The organism is Psychrobacter fjordensis (assembly GCF_904845995.1).
Lineage (GTDB): Bacteria > Pseudomonadota > Gammaproteobacteria > Pseudomonadales > Moraxellaceae > Psychrobacter > Psychrobacter fjordensis.
In genome coordinates, this window is the sequence record NZ_CAJGYP010000001.1 from 1,511,460 (window position 1) to 1,530,593 (window position 19,134).

Here is a 19,134-nt window from a genome sequence, read left to right on the forward strand (position 1 = left end):
GGTTTGAGCCAAAAAGGCTTTAATAGAAAAGAGAGCTAAGCCAACCGAGTGCCAATTTATATGGAATACTCTGAGCAAGGTTAATGCTGTCACTAGTCTATAGAGAATTGACTGTATTATTGCCAGATGTATGGCTTGACTTATGACAGTGCAAACCCCATCTACTTCCGTTAGGCAAATTCTTTTTAATTTATACAGGCGTATCGCTGTCATTTGAGATGATGTATTGATACCTGCCATTAAATTTGAATATTACTCATAGGTTAATCACAATAATACTCACAATATTTTATATGAATAGCATATAAAAACGACCCTACGATAAGTATGACATTCACTAGTTATCTATTGTTTACCCTGATTTTATTTATCGCTACTGGCTAGATTTGGTCATAAATAGCATATTATTCTAAATAAAATAGGGCAATCCATAAGGAAAATTATGACCGACACGTTATTTAATGCTGACCTAACTTTGCATCCTGCATTTGAGCTGCTAGAGCATCGCCATATTGATGCGCTCTCGATGGACGTATTGATAAGCCAACACGTCAAAACAGGCGCCATGCATTATCACTTGGCGCATCCTAGTGACGAAAATGCCTTTTTGGTTGGTTTTCGCACACAGCCGATGGATTCAAAAGGGGAAGCCCATGTGTTAGAGCACGTGGCGCTATGTGGCTCTGAAAAATTTCCTGTCCGTGATCCTTTTTTCTCAATGATTAAACGTTCGCTCAATACCTTTATGAATGCGATGACCGCCGCTGATTGGACGGCTTATCCGTATGCAACGCAAAACAAAAACGACTATTTCAACTTGCTTGCTGTCTATCTTGATGCCTCGTTTTTTCCTAATATTCATCCGCTCGACTTTGCTCAAGAAGGCATTCGTGTTGAGTTAGATGAAAATGACAAGCCGCAGTTCAAAGGTATTGTCTTTAACGAGATGAAGGGCGCAATGAGCGGTGAGATTGACCAGTTATATCATACGGTCGCTCATCATTTGTTCCCAACGACGACGTATCACTATAATTCAGGCGGTGATCCTGCTGATATTCCTGATTTGACGCACACTGAGCTGGTTGAGTTTCATCAAAGTCATTATCACCCATCAAACAGCGTGATTATGAGCTTTGGTAATATTCCAGTTGCTGAAACGCAAGCTAAAATTCATGACGATGCCTTAACTCAGTTTGAAGCGGGCAAAAAGCACGTATCACGTCCAGAGCAGCGTTTGTCTGCACCTGTTAGTGCGGTAGATACTTATACGGCTGACGAAGCAGGCCCTGATCAAACCCATCATGTCGTGGCGTGGTTATTACCATCGATTACTGATCCCAAGCAGCGTTTGGCATTACGTCTATTAGAAGGCGTATTGGTTGAGCATGCTGGCTCGCTGCTGCGTGCCTATCTTGACAGCCATCCACTGGGTAAAGCGCCAAGTCCACTATTGGGACTCGATGACAGTCATTACGAGATGGTCTTTTATACAGGTTTACGCGGTTCAAACCCTGAACATGCAGAAGCAGTAGAACAGGGCATTCTTGATTTGCTCACAGAAGTGGCCAGCTCGCCAGTCGATGACGAAACCATCGAAACTATTTTGCACCAGATCGAGATTGATCAGCGTCATATCGGCGGTGATAGCATTCCTTACGGTCTGAACTTGATGCTAGAAGGTTTTAGTACGGCCATTCATGATGGTAATCCTATTGATGTGTGGGAAGTTGATGAGCATTTGCAGTGGCTGCGTGAGCAAGTAAAAGATGCGCAATGGCTACCGAATTTAATCAAAACCCATCTGTTAGACAATCAGCATCGTGTCCGCGTCACACTGACACCGGATAGTGAAAAGACCGCCCGTCTTGCTGCCGCTGAACAGACGCGTCTAGACACTATCGCGATGGATCTGACCGCTGATGATAAAGCTATTTTAAAGCAACAAGCCTTAGATTTGGCCGCACGTCAAGCCGCGCCAGATGATTTAAGCTTATTGCCAAAGGTAGGTCTAGAAGACGTACCAACGGATATCAGCTTTAAAGAAGGCGTCCAAAAACAGGTGCGCTTGAGCGGGCAAGATAGCACTTTATTTGAATATGAAGCAGGTACTAACGGCATCTATTACTATCAAGTCATCATCCCGTTGACCGATGCGATTGGTAATGCGAATGCAGATGAGCTGCCAGTCAATGACGTGATTAATCATCCATTACTGCCTATCTATTTAAGTCTGTTGTCAGAGTTAGGGACGGACACGCTCAGTGCTCATGAAATGCAAGCCAAGCAGGCAGCGCATTCTTCTGGTGTGACCGCTCGTATTAGCCAACGTACCAATGTTGATGATAGCCAAGCGATTAGCAGTTATTTTGTTGTGGCAACGCGTGCGCTGAATCGTAAGCCTGAAGCGATTGATTTGCTCAAAGAAGTGATGGAGCACAGTATCTTCTCTGAGCATGACCGTATCAAAGAAATCTTGCAGCAGCGTCAAGCAGGTTGGCAGTCAAACCTAGCAGGATCTGGTCATTCATACGCTATGCAAACGGCCAGTCGTGGTATGAGTCGCCAAGCGCAGTTGGAATATGTGCGCAGCGGTCTGCCAGCATTGAATGCGCTAAAGGACTTCTTAACGCATGCCAGTACGGATGATGCACAGTGGGATAAATTGGCAACTAGCTTGATGGATTTACATCAACGTCTCATCAGCTTGCCTAAGCACGCCGTTATCATCTGTGAAGCTGAGCAAAGCGAACGCTTAAGCGGCTTGATTGTCGATAGTTGGAAAGACAGCCAAGCGCCAAAGATTGCCGAGCAGATCCGCAGTTCTGAGAATAGCATTGAAGACAGTATCCCGAGCGAGTTTGCAGACTTGCAACTTGATACAGCGCTGAACGGTGAGAAAGACACAGCCAAAGCACTAGAAAGTGGCGACGATGTGAAAAACGACGTGCTCGATGTTGAGGATTTGGCTTGGCTAGTACCAACCAACGTCTATCATAATGCCAGTGCTTATACCGTTCCAGCAGCCGACCATCCTGACACGGCAGCATTGATGGTATTGGCGCCTTATTTACGCAACGGCTATCTACACAGTGCCATTCGTGAGCGCGGTGGTGCTTATGGTGGTGGTGCTGGTTATGATGCCAATGCGTGTGCGTTTAAATTCTTTAGCTACCGTGATCCGCAGTGTGCTGAGACCTTTGCTCATTTTGATGCCAGTATCGAATGGCTATTAAATGAACCTCAGACCGACGAGCAGTTAGAAGAAGCCATCTTGGGTATTATCTCAGGTATGGATAAGCCAGGCTCTCCAGCTGGTGAGGCTGTCAAAGCCTGCTTTGCTGACTTACATCATCGCGGTGTCGATTGGCAGCGTAAAATGCGTGCGTCAATATTGGCAGTGACGGTTGCTGATTTACAGCGCGTTGCCAAGCAATATCTGCAAGGCCAGGAGCATGTACGTGCAGTATTAGCGCCTTATGATAAAGAAGAAGCTGTTAAAAATCTTGGCTTTAACGTTTGTAAAATAAAGAGCTAATATCGCTTTTTATATAAGAAATCTTTAAATAAAAGCCAAATTTCGGAATTAAGTATTAAATAAGCAGACAATACTAAATTATTGTCTGCTTTTATTTTGTCTGCAAATAATTTAAGATGGAGAAATTTTGTATTAGCAGTTAATTAATAGGAATCGACTTGGCAAATAAACCCATCATAGAAGTGACTGAGTACACTAACTCTTATAAAAGCTTGTTAGGGTATGCTGTTTTTTATGCACTGAGCTATGTGCTGTTGACGTATGTCTTAAATCAACTCAACTTTATAGTGGGCGGTGTGCTTTTAACCGTTGCTATCATTGCTGTGCTAAATATGGCAGTGACGTTTTTATTTCGTAAGCATCAACATCGAGGGTTGGACAAGGCTGAATGTGGTCGTATAGCCGTTCTCTCTGTGCTGATGATTACCGCTGTATCAGTGGTTATGTTTGTACTAAATATGAATGTACTTATAACAAGTATGGACATCAATATCACATGGGTAGACATTCATAATAGTGGTATGCATAAAGTGATGGCAGTGGTGGGAATTGTTACCTTAATTATTCATTATGCCGTCATCTTTTATAGTTTGTGGTACATGCAAAGGTTTTGGAAGACATGATAAGTTTTGCAAGGCGATTAAAATGTTAGGCAATAAAAAGCCGCTATTTCTATTCGAGATAGCGGTTTTTTTAACAGATAGATTGGTCGTTGAGCCGACGTTTAAAAACGTTTGATACTTTGATCTTTGCCGATATGATCTTGATGTACAGGAAAGTCAGCATGATCATCGAAATTTTTACGGTCTTCAAAATAGCTTTTTAGAGTGCGACGTATGGCTTCAAAAGCGATCTCATCCCATGGAATATCTTCTTCAGCAAACAAAGCAGAGTCGAGACTTTCAGATCCAATCCCATAAGCACCATCTTTGAGGTCAGCTAAATAAATAGAGTATATTTGCCCGATATCAGGAATATCATATAGGCAATATAAGTGTGGATTGATAACGACCGCTTCAGCCTCTTCATAGCTCTCACGTGCAGCACCCTCTGCCATGGTCTCCCCATTTTCCATAAAACCTGCCGGTAAAGTCCATAAGCCGTATTGAGGCTCAATGGCACGGCGACATAGCAACACTCGGTTTTTATGTACGACAAGTGAACCACAAATAACCTTTGGGTTTTCGTAATGAATATAGTTGCAGTTTGGGCATACCAAGCGCGGTATATTATCTGTGGGTGGTATCTTTCGTTCTGCTTTATGACCGCATTGGAGACAATAGCTCATATCAACTGCCTTGTATAATGATAGTAGGAATAAAAAAATAGATAAGAAAAAGATGTCATTATTTTAAGAATTATCATTCTTATTGTAGGCTGATAGCCTATCTTGTTTTCATTTATGGCCAATCCGTTTATGGTTAAACCATTTATAGCCAAACTGTTTTACATTGGCTAGATCATCGAGTTCACCACTATTAGCATTCGGCTGTCTTCTATTTAAACTGTTTAGACGTGTTTATAGTCGCCGTGCTTCAGTCTAAGATAACACAAATTTTGTCGTACGAGCAGTGCTCGTAAAAACAGCCCGTTTAGAGCTGATTAATTTTGATACGCTTACTCTGTACTTGCGAGTGCACTAGATAAGGAGTCGCGGTCACATAAAGCATGTGCAGTGATAGGGTATACTGCGCTAATATCGTAAAAGAGATAACCTTCTTGTAATGATTATGAATACTGATAAAAATATAGGGCGATTACAATGTTACTTCCCCCACAGTCTGTGAGTTTGGATGAATTTTCAGTCGCTGTGCCAACCTTTATTCGTTATCCCACGCTCAGAAAGCTGGCTGAGCGGGTGCAACGTGAAACTTTAAATACCGTTACTAGTGCAACAATGCCTGACTCTTATCAGGGTTCTCACAGTGCTCGTCTTTTAGACAGTTTGTATCAAACACCGATTGCAGATGCCTCAGTATTGGTAGCCATTACTCATGAGCGTCACCCTAAGTTGCTACTGACGCTTCGGGCTGCGCACATGAACAGTCATGCGGGTGAGGTGTCTTGTGTGGGCGGTAAACATGATCAGGGCGATGGCAATAATGTGATCACAGCTTTACGTGAAGCCTGTGAAGAGACGGCACTACCGTCTAATAAAGTCCAGCTGATCGGCCAACTGCCTATCCAGATCTCTAAAAGTGGCATGAGTGTCAGGCCTATCGTTGCGCTCATTGCGCCCGATCTGATATTAGTACCAGAACCTGGCGAAATCTCACGCATTTTTTGGGCGGATTTTGAGTCGTTAGTCACTCAGCCTACTGTAGAGTATGCTGTGGAATATGCGATGCAAGATGAAAAAGCGACCATCCTCACGCCCAGCTGGCAAGTGGATGGTGAGACGGTATGGGGTCTCACAGGTCGAGTGATTGCTAGCTTATTAGAGACGGGCTTTGATCGACAGCTTGAATGGTATTACCGTATACAAGACACGCGGTTATAGTCAACCTTCTATAAATTGGCTACGGTGTCAGTCTGACTTAGTCTACTAGCTGTAGTACTTTCACTCGGCTTACTTATATCCAAATTATATTGAACCGATTATTTACTTATAGTAGTCATCATTTTTCTTTAGCCACCAATTCATATTATCTTGGCGCTTGAATCGGAAGGCTTCTAGTTTTTTAGCAATGGTTTGATTGTGCTGCCGTGCTGTATCTAGTGCAAATAAAATAGGTACTGAAGACAAGATGCCAAAACGTATCTTAGATTTCGGTAAATCTAGCCCATCACCAATATCATCGCCAACCAACGTACGTGTCACGCTGGCATTGACCATTTCAACGAAGCGTCCACGTCTATTGTCCTCACCCATAAGCTGGCGTGGTAAGTCATGTAGCGCTTTTGCCAGTGGCTGTCCCATCTTAAAATCAAGCTGTTGTATAGAGAGATAGGTATAGAGCCACTCCCAACAGGCGGCCTCATCTTTTGGCAAGCGATCCAAATCAACGCCCATCCAGTAGCTGGCCAGATTCCATAAATGTAAAATCCCTTCTGCTTCTTCGGTGCTGATACGCGCGCCCAACAGTCGCAGCCCGCGCATAATCAATAATGAGAACTGCAAATGGGTGGCAATCATATCGGTTTGATTGATAGGGATGCCCCAATAGTCAGTATTCCAACTGCCATCAGGATTACGGTGCTGATCTACTTCTGCTATGACGCCATTGGCAGCATTGCCTTTACCTTTCAGCAGGTTTTGACGTACTAAGGTATGAATTTGACGCACCTTGATAGACTGTCGCCAGCCTTCAGAGCCAATAGCTAATACTTCATCAATAGGTTTCTGGTCATTGCTCATGCTTGACTGTGGATGTTCAGAGACAGCCAGTATGTAGGCATAGGTGCGCATCAAACGTGGTAGGGCATCGTGCATCAATGCGCCAGTCTGAATCAGTGGTAAAGACAGAGCAGGGATGCTATAGCCTGCCATCAATGCGACATTACGTAATAGCCAAATGAGCATGAGTGGATAACGGCGATAGGCGACTGCACCGATTTGCGCCAACTTGGGATCGAACCAATCAGGATGGCTGCCAAACTGCGCCGTTAACGTATTGAATGCTGGGTTCTGTGTGAGGTCACTATCTGCTTTTTCGTCGATAATGAGTTGCTGCAACGGCTTCGCAAAACGAATACCATCAGTAGCCAACGCATCTGCTAGCGGGTCGCCAATATCATAGCCTGCGACTATTTCATCTAATAGGTCTTGCGAGATGACGAAGTTTTTGGGTAATAAATAACGTTTGACGCGCTTTAGGACTTGTAGGTCGCTGTGGTCATCAATAGCGGTGGTACGCCCATGACGTAGATAAGATTTCGCTGAAGGCTGCTTATGAGGTGAGGTGCTATCAGTCGCTGTTTTATTTATATCGATTGAATCCATATTCATCAAGTGCCGTTATAGTTAGACTTTCTCATTATGCCCTAATGTCTATTCATCTGATTTAATGAGTCTAGTTGCATTTGCGTGTTATCGATACGGCGTTTGGTTTGGCGTCGCTCATCAGCGAGCAATAGTAAACGTGCGCGCGCCTCTTTTTCGTTGGCAAAGCCTAGCATTGCACCACCTTCCAACTTATCGAATTCTTCTTGGTACTCTTCTAACAGTCTCTTGTCATTGTCTAGTTGATTCTCTAGATTATAGTAATCTAAACCGCGCTGATTGGCTTGTTGTAGATTGCTCGCTATGGCGACTGGACAGACATTATTGAGCTTACGCCCACGTCTACCAAGGTTATAGGCGTTATCAGTGATGCAGTATTGTTTGAGCCCTAACTGGCGACCGCGCTCCCATGCTTGATAGTCAGGAGCCACGCTGGCCTTGGCACAGGCTTTGGCATGTGATGCTAAGCGGTCCGATTGATAACCTGCAACACCATCATTATAGCCAATAGCCTGCCAGTCGCCGATGAGGCATTCTTGTTTAGAGAGAGTGGCACATCCTGATAGTAAGGAAATACTACCAATGATAGCTATACTTGACGAGAGTCGCTGTATAAATCGTCGCATCCTTGTCTCCTATAGCGATGAGCCTGAATGAAAACATCCTGAAGTCAGAATGTTTTTAAGCAGAAAATCCTTAAGCCAAAAAACTCTTAAGCCAAAAAACTCTTAAGCCAAAATACCTTGAAGGCTTGGGTAATGAGCCACTTATTCGCTGTATCGCTCTTAAGTGGCTTACCTTATCATCAATGCGGACGAGTCAAATCAACTGACGTACCACTTACATTGTCTTTCAAGCTGACTTTGAGCATGATGTAACCGGCAATACCTGAAACGATTGAACCCATGATAATACCTAAGCGCTCATCGAACATGGCAGTGTCGCCAGCGAATGCTAAGCCACCGATGAATAAACTCATGGTAAAGCCCACACCGCATAGTAAAGCAGCGCCGTAAACTTGCTTATAGTTCATGCCTCTAGGCATCGTTGAGATACCAAGTTTAAAGATTAACCAGCACATGACCATCACACCAACTTGCTTACCGATGAATAGACCAGCAGCGATACCCAGCGGGACAGAGTGGAACAATTCCGCCAATCCTGCACCTTTGAGTGATATGCCTGAGTTGGCAAATGCAAATAATGGCAAGATACCAAAGGCAACGGTATTATGTAGATCGTGCTCTAACTCCTCAAGCGGAGAATGCTCAGGATCAGTACGGTCAAACATAGGAATAAATAGTGCTAAGACCACACCAGCCAAGGTGGCATGAATACCAGACTTGAGTACTGCGACCCACATAATCACACCGATGAGTAGATAAGGCGTGATACTAGTGACATTGCGGCGATTAAGAATATATAAGAAAGGCAGACATAACGCTGCTAATGCCAATGACTGTAATGACAAATCACTAGTATAAAATAAAGCGATAATCAAAATCGCACCGATATCATCAAAGATAGCAATCGATACTAAGAATACTTTTAGGGAGTTGGGTACACGGTTACCTAGCAAGCTCAAGATACCAAGCGCAAACGCAATATCTGTGGCCGCAGGGATCGCCCATCCTTTCCAAAACTCAGGCTCATTATAGTTAAAGAGTAAGTAAACGATGGCAGGGGCAATCATGCCGCCCAATGCCGCACCAGCGGGTAGTATGATTTGTTTGACGTTGGATAGCTCACCAATTAAGACTTCGCGTTTGAGCTCAAGGCCGACTAAGAAAAAGAAAATCGCCATCAGACCATCGTTGATCCAGTGATGCGCGTCTTTAGCGATAGCAAATTCACCGATTTGGATAGCAACAGGGGCATGGATAAAGCCTTCATACCACGTATTAAGAGGGGAGTTAGCAATAATCATTGCAGCAATCGCAGCCAATGCTAAGACGATACCGCCTGCCGCCTCAAACTCAAAAAACGCCTTAATCCTTCGTATTGCCATATCATCCTCATTTGCTAAATACAATTTACTAAATAGTTCAATAACTTCAAATATCTATACTACTGCTCTCAACGATATAGTAGCCAGACAAGAACAGTTTCTCATACTCTTATTAATATACACAACAAAATACGTCAATCAAAAACTATTAGCTCAGCATATTAGTAATAGCGATGCGACAAAGTTGAGGTCATAGATAAAAATACAGCCAGTCGATACAATCTTTAGTCAGACTGTTTTTATCTTGTGTATTTGGTAAGTGGTTAGACAAATTTAACAGACTTTGCCATGTTTTTGGTTTTTTTTAGCCCTTTATCTCTATAATGGGCGACATTAGCAAAATCAATAGCTACCCTAAAAGCTACTTCAACAGCAACTTTAATAACAGTATCAATAACAATATTAATAGAAATGCTAATAGCAGTATTTTAAATCTAATTCCCAGAGCCGATTTGTAGGGCTTTCTTTTTTATTATAAATTTTGCAGGTCAGAGTCATGGACTTATCACTTTCATTAGAAGTCATTTTAATGCTTACGGCTGTGGCAGCGTTGGCAGGGTTTATTGATGCCATCGCGGGCGGCGGCGGTTTACTGACCATACCAGCCATGTTACTTGCTAATATCCCGCCAGTACTCACGCTAGGCACCAATAAGCTGCAGGCTGCATCAGGTGCGCTTGCAGCGTCTATTACGATGATTCGAAAAGGTGTCGTAAAGCCGCAACGTATAAAAGTAGGTATTATTGCTGCTTTTATTGGTTCCGTTATCGGTACGATTGCCGTTCAGATGTCGCCACCGGATTTGCTCGAAAAGCTGATTCCGTTTTTGATTGCCGCTATTGGTATCTATACATTGTTTGCACCTAGACTGGGTGAGGTAGAAGCGGCACCGCGTATATCCGAAAGTAAATGGCAAAAAGTCGTTGCACCAATCATTGGTTTTTATGATGGCTATATTGGGCCAGGCACTGGTATGTTTTTTGCGCTTGGTAATGTGGCATTGCGCGGTCGCCAGATTATAGAAGCGACAGGTGCCGCAAAAGTATTGAACCTATCCACCAATGTAGGCTCGCTAATCTTCTTTATCATAGGCGGTAATGTCTTGTGGAAAGTAGGGCTGGCGATGATGGTTGGACAAACGATAGGAGCGTACTTTGGCTCTCACATGGTGGTCAAGGGCGGTAGCAAGCTGATTCGTCCGATGATCGTGGTGGTGTGTTTGGCGATGATTACTAAATACGTATTTGGCTAATTAGTTGTTGGTTTTACTGATTATTGATTATAAAAAAACCTCAGCCAATTTTGACTGAGGTTTTTATTTTATGGACGTCTCTTTAGCAAGCGTGGTTAGCTGCGACGATCGACATCATCGTACTCGCTACCCATGATGCCATCACTAAAGACTTCTGAGAATTCGCGCTCATTGTCTTCATCAATATGACCGTCAAATACGTCTTTGGCACCAGCATTAGGGTCGTTATAAATGGCTACATCCATTTTACCTTCTGATTTTGCTACGATAGCTGTCACAGCAGCATCACCACCAACGTTCACAGCAGTACGTAGCATGTCTAGGATACGATCCACACCTAAGATTAAGCCAATACCTTCGATAGGTAAGCCAACTTGTGCAAATACCATCGATAGCATGATCAGACCAACACCCGGTACACCAGCGGTACCGACAGAGGCCAATACGGACATTAAGATAACAGTTAAGTATTCGGTCACACCCAAATCAATACCATAAATATTGGCAATGAAAATGGTCGCTGTACCCTGCATGATTGCCGTACCATCCATGTTGATGGTGGCACCAAAAGGAACGGTAAACGAGGCAACAGAGTTATTGACACCCATACGCTTAGTAACGGTACGTAAGGTAATAGGAATCGTTGCGTTCGAGCTTGAGGTGCTGAATGCAAAAATCTGTACTTCACGCATTTTTGCCAAAAAGGTTTTGATTGATAAGCCTGAAGCGACTTTTAGGACAATCATCATGGTGATAAAGAAATGGAACGCCAATGAGCCGATCAATACAGCCACATAACCAAGCAATGACCAAATCAAATCTAAGCCAAGCTCTGCCATGGCTTTAGTCAATAGTGCAAAGACACCATAAGGTGCTAGGTTCATAATGATAGTCACCATCTTTAAGATGACTTCATTGATGAGCTCTAAACTTTTAACCAAGCCTTTGGCAGGCTTGCCAACCATCAAGATACTGACACCAATCAAAATCGCAAAGAAAATGATGGATAACATATCGCCATTGGCCATCGCGCTGATGGGGTTTGATGGAATAATATTAGAGAATACATCAAGCAAAGGTGGCGCTGATGCGGCTTCAAAGGTAGCATCTGTACCAATGTCCATACCTTTACCAATACCAAACAGGATGCCAAGTCCAATCGCCGTTGCAATAGCAAGTGCGGTGGTGAACATGTAGATCATAAAGGTTTTGGTACCAATACGACCAAGCAGACGAATATCACCAATACCGCACACACCGCAAATCAATGAGATAAGTACTAGCGGTACAACCAACATTTTGAGTGAGTTAACAAATAGCTTGCCAATAATAGCGAGAAAGCCGTTTGTAATGTAGGTATTAACAAAACCGCCTTCAGCGTTTAGTCCTGAATAGTTTATAAACAAACCCAGTATGATACCGAGCGCCATGGCAACCATGATCTTGCCCGTCAGTCCCATATTTTTCCACATAACCTCTATCCTTTTGTGTACAACGTCCAATAGCAGGTATGATAATAAATCAATGCGTAAATGATTGCTATTTCTACACCCGATCTTGCTACGTCTATAAATTTTGATTGGTCATTTTATGTCAGGCTCTCAAACAATATAAAATAATTGTTAAGGTTACTGCAACATTTTTTTATGATTCAGCCGAGATAAACCCAATGGTAAAGCTGCTTATAAGGCTACCCACGATTTGAAGTGAGCAGATAATACTGCTTTTTTCCACTAATGATAAGCAAAAGTTTTTGTTTGTAACCAAAAAAAAGACTGCCCAAATTGGACAGTCTTTTTAAATCAAACAATAGTTATGTGGTATTTAATATTTCTACGTCTTGAACGCGGTCACATTTATATATTGCTGTGTTTATACATTATCGCTTTCATCACGACGCAGACCATCTCGCCACTTGCTCTCGGATGTAGATGGTTCCTCCACACTATCTTCTACCTGTGAGTTTTCAGTGCTATCCAGATTATTGGATTTTTGTACGTTGTCATTCGCGATTTCTAAATGGTCAGATTTGTCATCGCTATCTAAGTTGTCAGAATTTTCAGCATTGTATTTATTGAGACGATGGTTATTACTCATGCGTTCGCTTAAATGCGATTCTGCATCACGGTATCGAGGATCCAGTGCTTCTGTCTCAGGGTCAGAGTCTTCAAAGTCGGTTTGTGCTTGTACTTCTTCCACAGTATCTTGCTCAGCAACCATCTCGACATCACCGTCAATCTCATAGCCATGATCAGGGTTGGCATCCCCTGTTGGTTTATCGGTACTGGTAGAAATATCGGTATCAGCAGAAGTGTTTAAGTCATCATCTAGAACATCGTTATCAGTCGCAATGCCATTTCTGGCTTGTGCTGCACTTTTTAGTTGTGCATAGTCAGTCAGTTGCTGTACAGCGTTGTCGAGGCTATGTGGATTGGCACGTTCTTGCACATTTGATAGATCTTCATCGAACACATCGGTCAACAACGAGTCGAAGCGTATGGCATTGTATTGAATGAGCACTTCAGCTTCTTCTTCAGTGATGTCCTCATTTTGACTGGCATGCACAACATGATCTTCAAAGGTAAGACCTTCAAAACTGTCTTTGTGTTCTGCCTTTTTAAACTTCTGCCATAACGGTTCGATGCTGGTCAAGGTCTGATACGCATGCTCCATACGCCCAGTCACATCGTCTTCTTCGGTCGTGTAGTAGACCATGGTTTTTAGATAATCACGGAAAGGGTTGGCCTCAAAGTCATCCATAAAGACATCACCCAACTGGCGTTTGAGTTCATCACTTGGCGGCGTAAAAATACGACCAGTTGGGAAAGTCACAAAGCTGACCAATTTGGCTGCCATACGATTTGGAAAATTATCAAAGAATGATAAAAAGGCTTCTTGAATAGTGTATAGGCTATTTTGCAAGGCAACTTCAGCATGTAAGCGCTCAGACTTTGATTTGGTGCCATGTTCATAAAACTGCAAAATAGCCGTTGCGATAAATAAATGACTATGAATATCAGCCAAGCGACCAGAGAGCATTTCTTTGCGTTTTAAGTCACCAGCCAACAATCCCAACGCCATATCGGCCGTTAAGGCAAAGCCCGCGCTTAGGCGGTTAATATGTTTGTAGTAGGGACGGGTAAAGCTGTCTGCAAAATTTGGGGCATTATTGCTACCCCCGACATAACCTGCGACGAAGGCTTTTGCGCCACGATTGAAGGTATAACCCAAATGTCTAAAGAAAAGCGTATCGAATTTTCGAGTCGCCCCTTCTTTATCTTTGCTTTGTAGCAGTTGTAACTCATCAAATAGATACGGATGGCAGCGCATGGCACCTTGACCAAAGATCATCAATGAGCGGGTCAATATGTTTGCACCCTCAACCGTGATAGAGACCGGAATAGCCTGATACGGCGTCGCCAAAAAGTTACGTGGCCCCATCTGTACCGCGCGTCCACCAACGACATCCATACCGTCGTTGATCACACTGCGCATGGTTTCGGTGGCGTAGTATTTCGCCATGGCCGTCATGACTGACGGCGTACCACCTTGATTCAATCCGCATGTAACGAGATGGCGAAACGCTTCTAGCATATAAGTATTGCTGGCCATACGGCTGGTGGCGTCTTGTACGCCTTCGAACTTACCGACAGAGATTTTAAACTGCTCACGAACCTTGGCAAAAGCACCAACAGACAGATACGTCATCTCACTGGCTGAGGTTGATAATGCAGGGAGAGAGATGCCTCGACCAACGCCCAAGCATTCCATCAGCATGCGCCAACCGCGACCAGCGTTTTCGACACCGCCGATGATGTAATCTAATGGGATGAAGACATCTTTGCCATCGACTGTACCATTCATAAATGGCGAGCCGATTGGGTTATGACGTGGCCCTGTGATGACGCCTTGATGGCTGGCAGGAATGAGTGCACAGGTAATACCGTAATCGGTTTTTTCAGAATCTCCGAGCAGGCCTTCTGGGTCATGCATTTTGAATGCTAAGCCCACAACTGTGGCGATAGGTGCCAACGTAATCCAACGCTTTGAGAAATTCATCCGTAGGCCGAGTACTTGCTCACCTTCATGCATGCCGTAGCAGACTACACCTGTATCAGGAATAGCACCTGCATCTGAGCCCGCTTCAGGACCCGTTAGACCAAAGCAAGGTACTTCCTCACCTTTGGCAAGACCGGGTAACCAGCGTTGTTTTTGCTCATCCGTACCATAATGCATCAACAGCTCACCAGGGCCGAGCGAGTTTGGCACCATACAGGTTACAGCGGCTGTAGGAGAGCGAGAGGCGATTTTGCTCATGATACGGCTTTGCGCATACGAGCTAAAGTCTAGACCACCAAATTCTTTAGGAATAATCAGACCTAAGAAGCCATTGGCTTTAATAAATTGCCACGCCTCAGGCGACAGGTCTTTATCTTCATGCTGAATTTTCCACTCATCAAGCATGGCACACAGCACTTCTACTTCATTGTCTATAAAGCTTTGTTCTTCTTCTGACAGTTCTGGATACGGATAATTGGCAAAAGCATCCCAGTTAGGCGCACCCATAAATAGCTCTTTTTCCCACCAGCTTGTGCCTGCATCAAGTGCCTCACGTTCGGTATCACTCATGCTCGGCATCGCGCCGCCCAATGCTTTATAGACAGGCTTGGTAATCAGTGACTGACGAAGAGGAGCAACGAGTAATATTAAGCATAGCAGTGCTATCGGCACACCTAATATAAGTGACCATGGACTGATAACGGCAGTAACGATAACGGTAACAAGGGCAGTAACGCTGCCAGTAACACGTGACAGGGACAACAAAAAGATGGCCAAAACCATGGCTAATTGAATGATGATTGCCAAAATAAATAAGCCAATTGCCATGACTGTCTCCTTTGTAACGCTGAACCAAAAGCGTGAGAAATGTAGGTATAAAAATAGTCGAATCTATATAGTTGTTATTTTTCGGACGTTTAGTGGTCTTATAGCTAGGTTAAGCCAGCTACCAATAATTGGCTTTGAAGTCCAATTAGGAAAAGACAAATAAAAGATAAAGATAGCCCTCAATATGAAACAGTTGTAGGCGACTATCAACGGTTAAAATGCTACGCTGTGTCGATAATATGTATCAAGCTGCATAAAGTATATAGCTAGTGCGACCAAAGACCAAATAAGTCAGATAAAACTACCCAAAAGGCGCCAAACAGCTTTCGGCATAGGATAGAGTATCGTTACGTCCGACGATAATATGATCGATTAAAGATATGTCTAATAAATCACAGGCTTTTTTTAGCTCATAGGTGAGTAAGTTATCAGCTGTCGATGGCTTGGAGTCGGTATGAGGATGATTGTGTGCGATGATTAATTGGCTGGCTGCATGACTCAACGCGTGGCGTAGTACGTGCTTCATGCAGACGGAGCACGATGAGATGCCGCCTGTGAATAGTATCTCAAAATTTAACAGGTTGAGTGCATTGTCCAAACAAAGAACGGCAAAAACTTCACGATGCTCACCGCGTAATTGGGTGCTGATATAATCTTTGACTGCTTGAGAGCGCCCGAGTGCTTGGCCAGTTTTGAGTTGGCTGTCCAAATAGCGCGTACCCATCTCAAGCGAGGCTAATATCTGTGAGTATTTTGCAGGGCCGATACCATGACAGGCTAGGACGATGTCTTGCGGGGCTGCCAAGAGTTCTGCTAAGCTACCAAACTGCTCGATTAAATGACGAGCCAGCTCAATCGCTGACTGTGATTGAGTGCCTGTACGTAGAAATATGGCTAATATCTCTGCATCGGACAAATGAGCCGCACCAAACTTCAACAACTTCTCACGTGGTCTGTCATCTTCATGCCAGTCTTTAATCGCCATTATCACTCCTTGAAAATGGATTGCTGCTAAAGATATTTGGTAAATATCGAAATTCTTACCCAACTTATCTCATAATTGTTACTATAAGCGCAATTTTATCTTTCAACTTTTTTATTGTTGCCATGCTTATGTCTAATATTGTGCTTGCTATCACTGGCGGTATCGCCGCTTATAAATCTGCTATATTTGCTCGCTTATTAATCAAAGCGGGCTTTAATGTGCGCGTCATTATGACCACAGGTGCACAGGCCTTTATCACACCGCTGACACTGCAGGCCTTGACTGGTAATGAGGTGCATATCTCACTACTGGATGAGCAAGCAGAAGCAGGGATGGGGCATATTGAATTGGCTAAATGGGCAGATTTAATCGTCATTGCACCAGCCTCGGCCAATACGCTCGCACGTCTTGCGATGGGTATGGCGGATGATCTGCTGACCACAGTTTGTCTTGCTACTACCGCACCTGTCATTGTCGCCCCTGCGATGAATCAGCAGATGTGGGCGCATCCAGCGGTAAACCTCAATGTGCAAACGCTGGGCGACATGAATTATCATGTGATACAGCCTGCAAGCGGTGAACAGGCTTGTGGTGATGTGGGCGCAGGGCGACTACCTGAGCCTGAGGAGCTATTGGCCGAAGTATTATTATTCAATGCCATGCAAACGACACCGCAACTACTTGCAGGCAAGCGAGTGGTGATTACCGCTGGACCGACAGTAGAAGCAATCGATCCGGTTCGCTATTTGTCCAATCACTCTACCGGAAAAATGGGTTTTGCTTTGGCGCGTGCTTGTGTGGCTGCCGGTGCCGAGGTGATTTTGATTACAGGTGGTAAAGTAGCACTGCCTACACCGCTTAAAGTCACGCGTATAGATGTTTTATCTGCGCAAGAGATGCTGACTGCCGCGCAACAATGTGTGGATGGTACACATAGCGAGCTACAATACATATCTGAAGACGAGCATGACCACGACCATGATCATCATGACCACTCACATTCACATGACCACCACGGTGATTGCGATTGTGGGGACGAGCAGGATGTTGTCACGACTAGCACCGATGATAATGTAAGAGTCGCTGATATCTTTATTGCGACGGCTGCTGTTGCTGATTATCGTACGGAAGAGGCAGCTCCGCAAAAAATCAAAAAAACGCAAGATGCAATGATGCTAAATCTGGTTAAAAATCCTGATATTTTGGCGACTATTTCTCTTGCTCATCCAGAATTGTTTGTCGTTGGTTTTGCCGCAGAGACCCAAGATGTCGAGCACTATGCTCGTGGTAAACTTATTTCCAAAAACTTAGATTTGATTGCTTGCAATGATGTCTCACGGGCTGATATTGGCTTTGCTAGTGACGATAATGCTATGCAGGTGTTCTTTTCAGAGCGTTATGAGAATGATAGCGTCATGCTTGAAAAAGCAAGCAAAGATAAGATTGCTGAGCAATTGGCTAGCATCATCGGTGAAACAGTGTGGCAGCGCCATAATAGCTAAGATATGCGTTCAATCTGAATAAGACAGTATGTGATGCACCAAAACAAAACTGGCTAAGTCCACATCGAATGGCATTAAGGACAGGTAATATGAAAATATTATCTGTCCTTAGTTGCTTTACTTGACTAAGTTTTATTGCTTTTTTATCGCCATTATTGAAATTAGGGCAGGCCTTAGTGCTGTCGCTATAAATGTAAATATAAAGCCGCGAGTGGTATGACATATGATGGAAATGGCGGGTAACGATAGCACGCAGATGCTAATACTGACTTTGATTTTTGCAATGGCATCGCTGCTGCATGGTATTAGCGGGCTAGGCGTAACGTTGGTGACGACCACAGCTCTTGCGAGCATTTACCCGTTACCACACGCAATTGTGTTGGTTATTTTCCCCTCTATACTACTCAATGCGATGACTTGGTTGTCTGGTGGTGGTCGTACAATTTGGCAAAACTTTACTTATTATGGCAGGCGTTATTGGCTGCTGGCATTGACTAGCTTACTTGGCAGTATATTGGGTGCCAAGTTATTGCTATGGATAGATAGTGCTTATATTCTATTGACACTGGCAGCGGTTATTGCCTTCTATGTCATCAGTAGTTTACTTGGCAAACAAATACGTCTACCAGATACTAAGCCTGTGCTGATTATGGTTGGTTTTAGCGCCGGCGTTATTGGCGGTGCGACCAATGCCATGTCGACCATCTTGATGATGTACCTGCTGTCTGCTAGCGATGATAAAAACACCATCGCGAAAGTTGGTAATATGTGTTATTTCTTAGGTAAAGTTGCCCAAATTATCGTACTGCGTGAACCAATTATGGCGTTGAGTAGTGGGGAGTGGCAGCTGATTACTTTGCTTAGTGTAATATCTATCGTCACTCTTTTGGTTGGTATTCGCCTGCGTCGTTACTTACCGCAAGCTCGTTTTCGTCAGCTTATTTTATTGATTGTCACGGTGCTTGGTATTCGTGTGGGCTGGCAGGGTATTACGGCACTTTTGTAGTAGCCAACTCTTTAAG

General features: G+C 43.8%; 13 protein-coding genes. 6 read left to right on the forward strand and 7 right to left on the reverse strand.

The window, feature by feature from the left end; genetic code table 11:
* Window positions 1-442 precede the first annotated feature (442 nt).
* A complete protein-coding gene (locus JMW61_RS06345) occupies window positions 443-3,535 on the forward strand; it encodes an insulinase family protein (RefSeq protein ID WP_201549984.1) in 3,093 nt (1,030 codons plus the stop codon).
* Window positions 3,536-3,693: 158 nt separating this feature from the next.
* Window positions 3,694-4,158 (forward strand): hypothetical protein, encoded by a 465-nt coding sequence (locus JMW61_RS06350; protein WP_201549985.1) that lies wholly within the window; start codon window positions 3,694-3,696, stop codon window positions 4,156-4,158.
* Window positions 4,159-4,259: 101 nt separating this feature from the next.
* On the opposite strand, the gene JMW61_RS06355 is transcribed toward JMW61_RS06350, so the two are convergent.
* Window positions 4,260-4,823, reverse strand: coding sequence for an NUDIX hydrolase (locus JMW61_RS06355; RefSeq protein ID WP_201549986.1), 564 nt, complete (start codon window positions 4,821-4,823; stop codon window positions 4,260-4,262).
* 474 nt (window positions 4,824-5,297) lie between these two features.
* Between JMW61_RS06355 and JMW61_RS06360 the strand changes: the two genes are divergently transcribed.
* Window positions 5,298-6,035 (forward strand): NUDIX hydrolase, encoded by a 738-nt coding sequence (locus JMW61_RS06360; RefSeq protein ID WP_201549987.1) that lies wholly within the window; start codon window positions 5,298-5,300, stop codon window positions 6,033-6,035.
* Window positions 6,036-6,137: 102 nt separating this feature from the next.
* On the opposite strand, the gene JMW61_RS06365 is transcribed toward JMW61_RS06360, so the two are convergent.
* The 3 genes from JMW61_RS06365 to nhaA all read right to left on the reverse strand — a co-directional run bounded on the left by JMW61_RS06365 (window position 6,138) and on the right by nhaA (window position 9,486).
* Entirely contained in the window at window positions 6,138-7,478 is a 1,341-nt protein-coding gene (locus JMW61_RS06365) for an oxygenase MpaB family protein (protein WP_201550396.1), read from the reverse strand.
* A 41-nt stretch (window positions 7,479-7,519) separates the two neighbouring features.
* Complete coding sequence (locus tag JMW61_RS06370) at window positions 7,520-8,104, reverse strand: DUF2799 domain-containing protein (protein WP_227687372.1); 585 nt, start codon at window positions 8,102-8,104, stop codon at window positions 7,520-7,522.
* A gap of 179 nt (window positions 8,105-8,283) precedes the next feature.
* Window positions 8,284-9,486, reverse strand: a complete 1,203-nt coding sequence (gene nhaA, locus JMW61_RS06375; RefSeq protein ID WP_194198148.1) for a Na+/H+ antiporter NhaA — start codon at window positions 9,484-9,486, stop codon at window positions 8,284-8,286.
* Between the two features lie 496 nt (window positions 9,487-9,982).
* Between nhaA and JMW61_RS06380 the strand changes: the two genes are divergently transcribed.
* On the forward strand, window positions 9,983-10,738 hold the full coding sequence (locus tag JMW61_RS06380) for a TSUP family transporter (RefSeq protein WP_110924051.1): 756 nt from the start codon (window positions 9,983-9,985) through the stop codon (window positions 10,736-10,738).
* Window positions 10,739-10,833: 95 nt separating this feature from the next.
* On the opposite strand, the gene JMW61_RS06385 is transcribed toward JMW61_RS06380, so the two are convergent.
* From JMW61_RS06385 to radC, 3 genes are all read right to left on the reverse strand, one after another.
* Window positions 10,834-12,210, reverse strand: a complete 1,377-nt coding sequence (locus JMW61_RS06385; protein ID WP_194198149.1) for a dicarboxylate/amino acid:cation symporter — start codon at window positions 12,208-12,210, stop codon at window positions 10,834-10,836.
* 400 nt (window positions 12,211-12,610) lie between these two features.
* A complete protein-coding gene (locus JMW61_RS06390; protein WP_201549988.1) occupies window positions 12,611-15,625 on the reverse strand; it encodes an acyl-CoA dehydrogenase in 3,015 nt (1,004 codons plus the stop codon).
* A gap of 301 nt (window positions 15,626-15,926) precedes the next feature.
* Window positions 15,927-16,610, reverse strand: coding sequence for a RadC family protein (gene radC, locus JMW61_RS06395; RefSeq protein WP_201549989.1), 684 nt, complete (start codon window positions 16,608-16,610; stop codon window positions 15,927-15,929).
* A 128-nt stretch (window positions 16,611-16,738) separates the two neighbouring features.
* Between radC and coaBC the strand changes: the two genes are divergently transcribed.
* Window positions 16,739-18,112 (forward strand): bifunctional phosphopantothenoylcysteine decarboxylase/phosphopantothenate--cysteine ligase CoaBC, encoded by a 1,374-nt coding sequence (gene coaBC / locus JMW61_RS06400; RefSeq protein ID WP_201549990.1) that lies wholly within the window; start codon window positions 16,739-16,741, stop codon window positions 18,110-18,112.
* A gap of 223 nt (window positions 18,113-18,335) precedes the next feature.
* The gene (locus JMW61_RS06405) at window positions 18,336-19,118 is read left to right on the forward strand and encodes a sulfite exporter TauE/SafE family protein (RefSeq protein WP_201549991.1); all 783 of its coding nucleotides are present in this window, start codon (window positions 18,336-18,338) and stop codon (window positions 19,116-19,118) included.
* The last annotated feature ends 16 nt before the right edge of the window (window positions 19,119-19,134 follow it).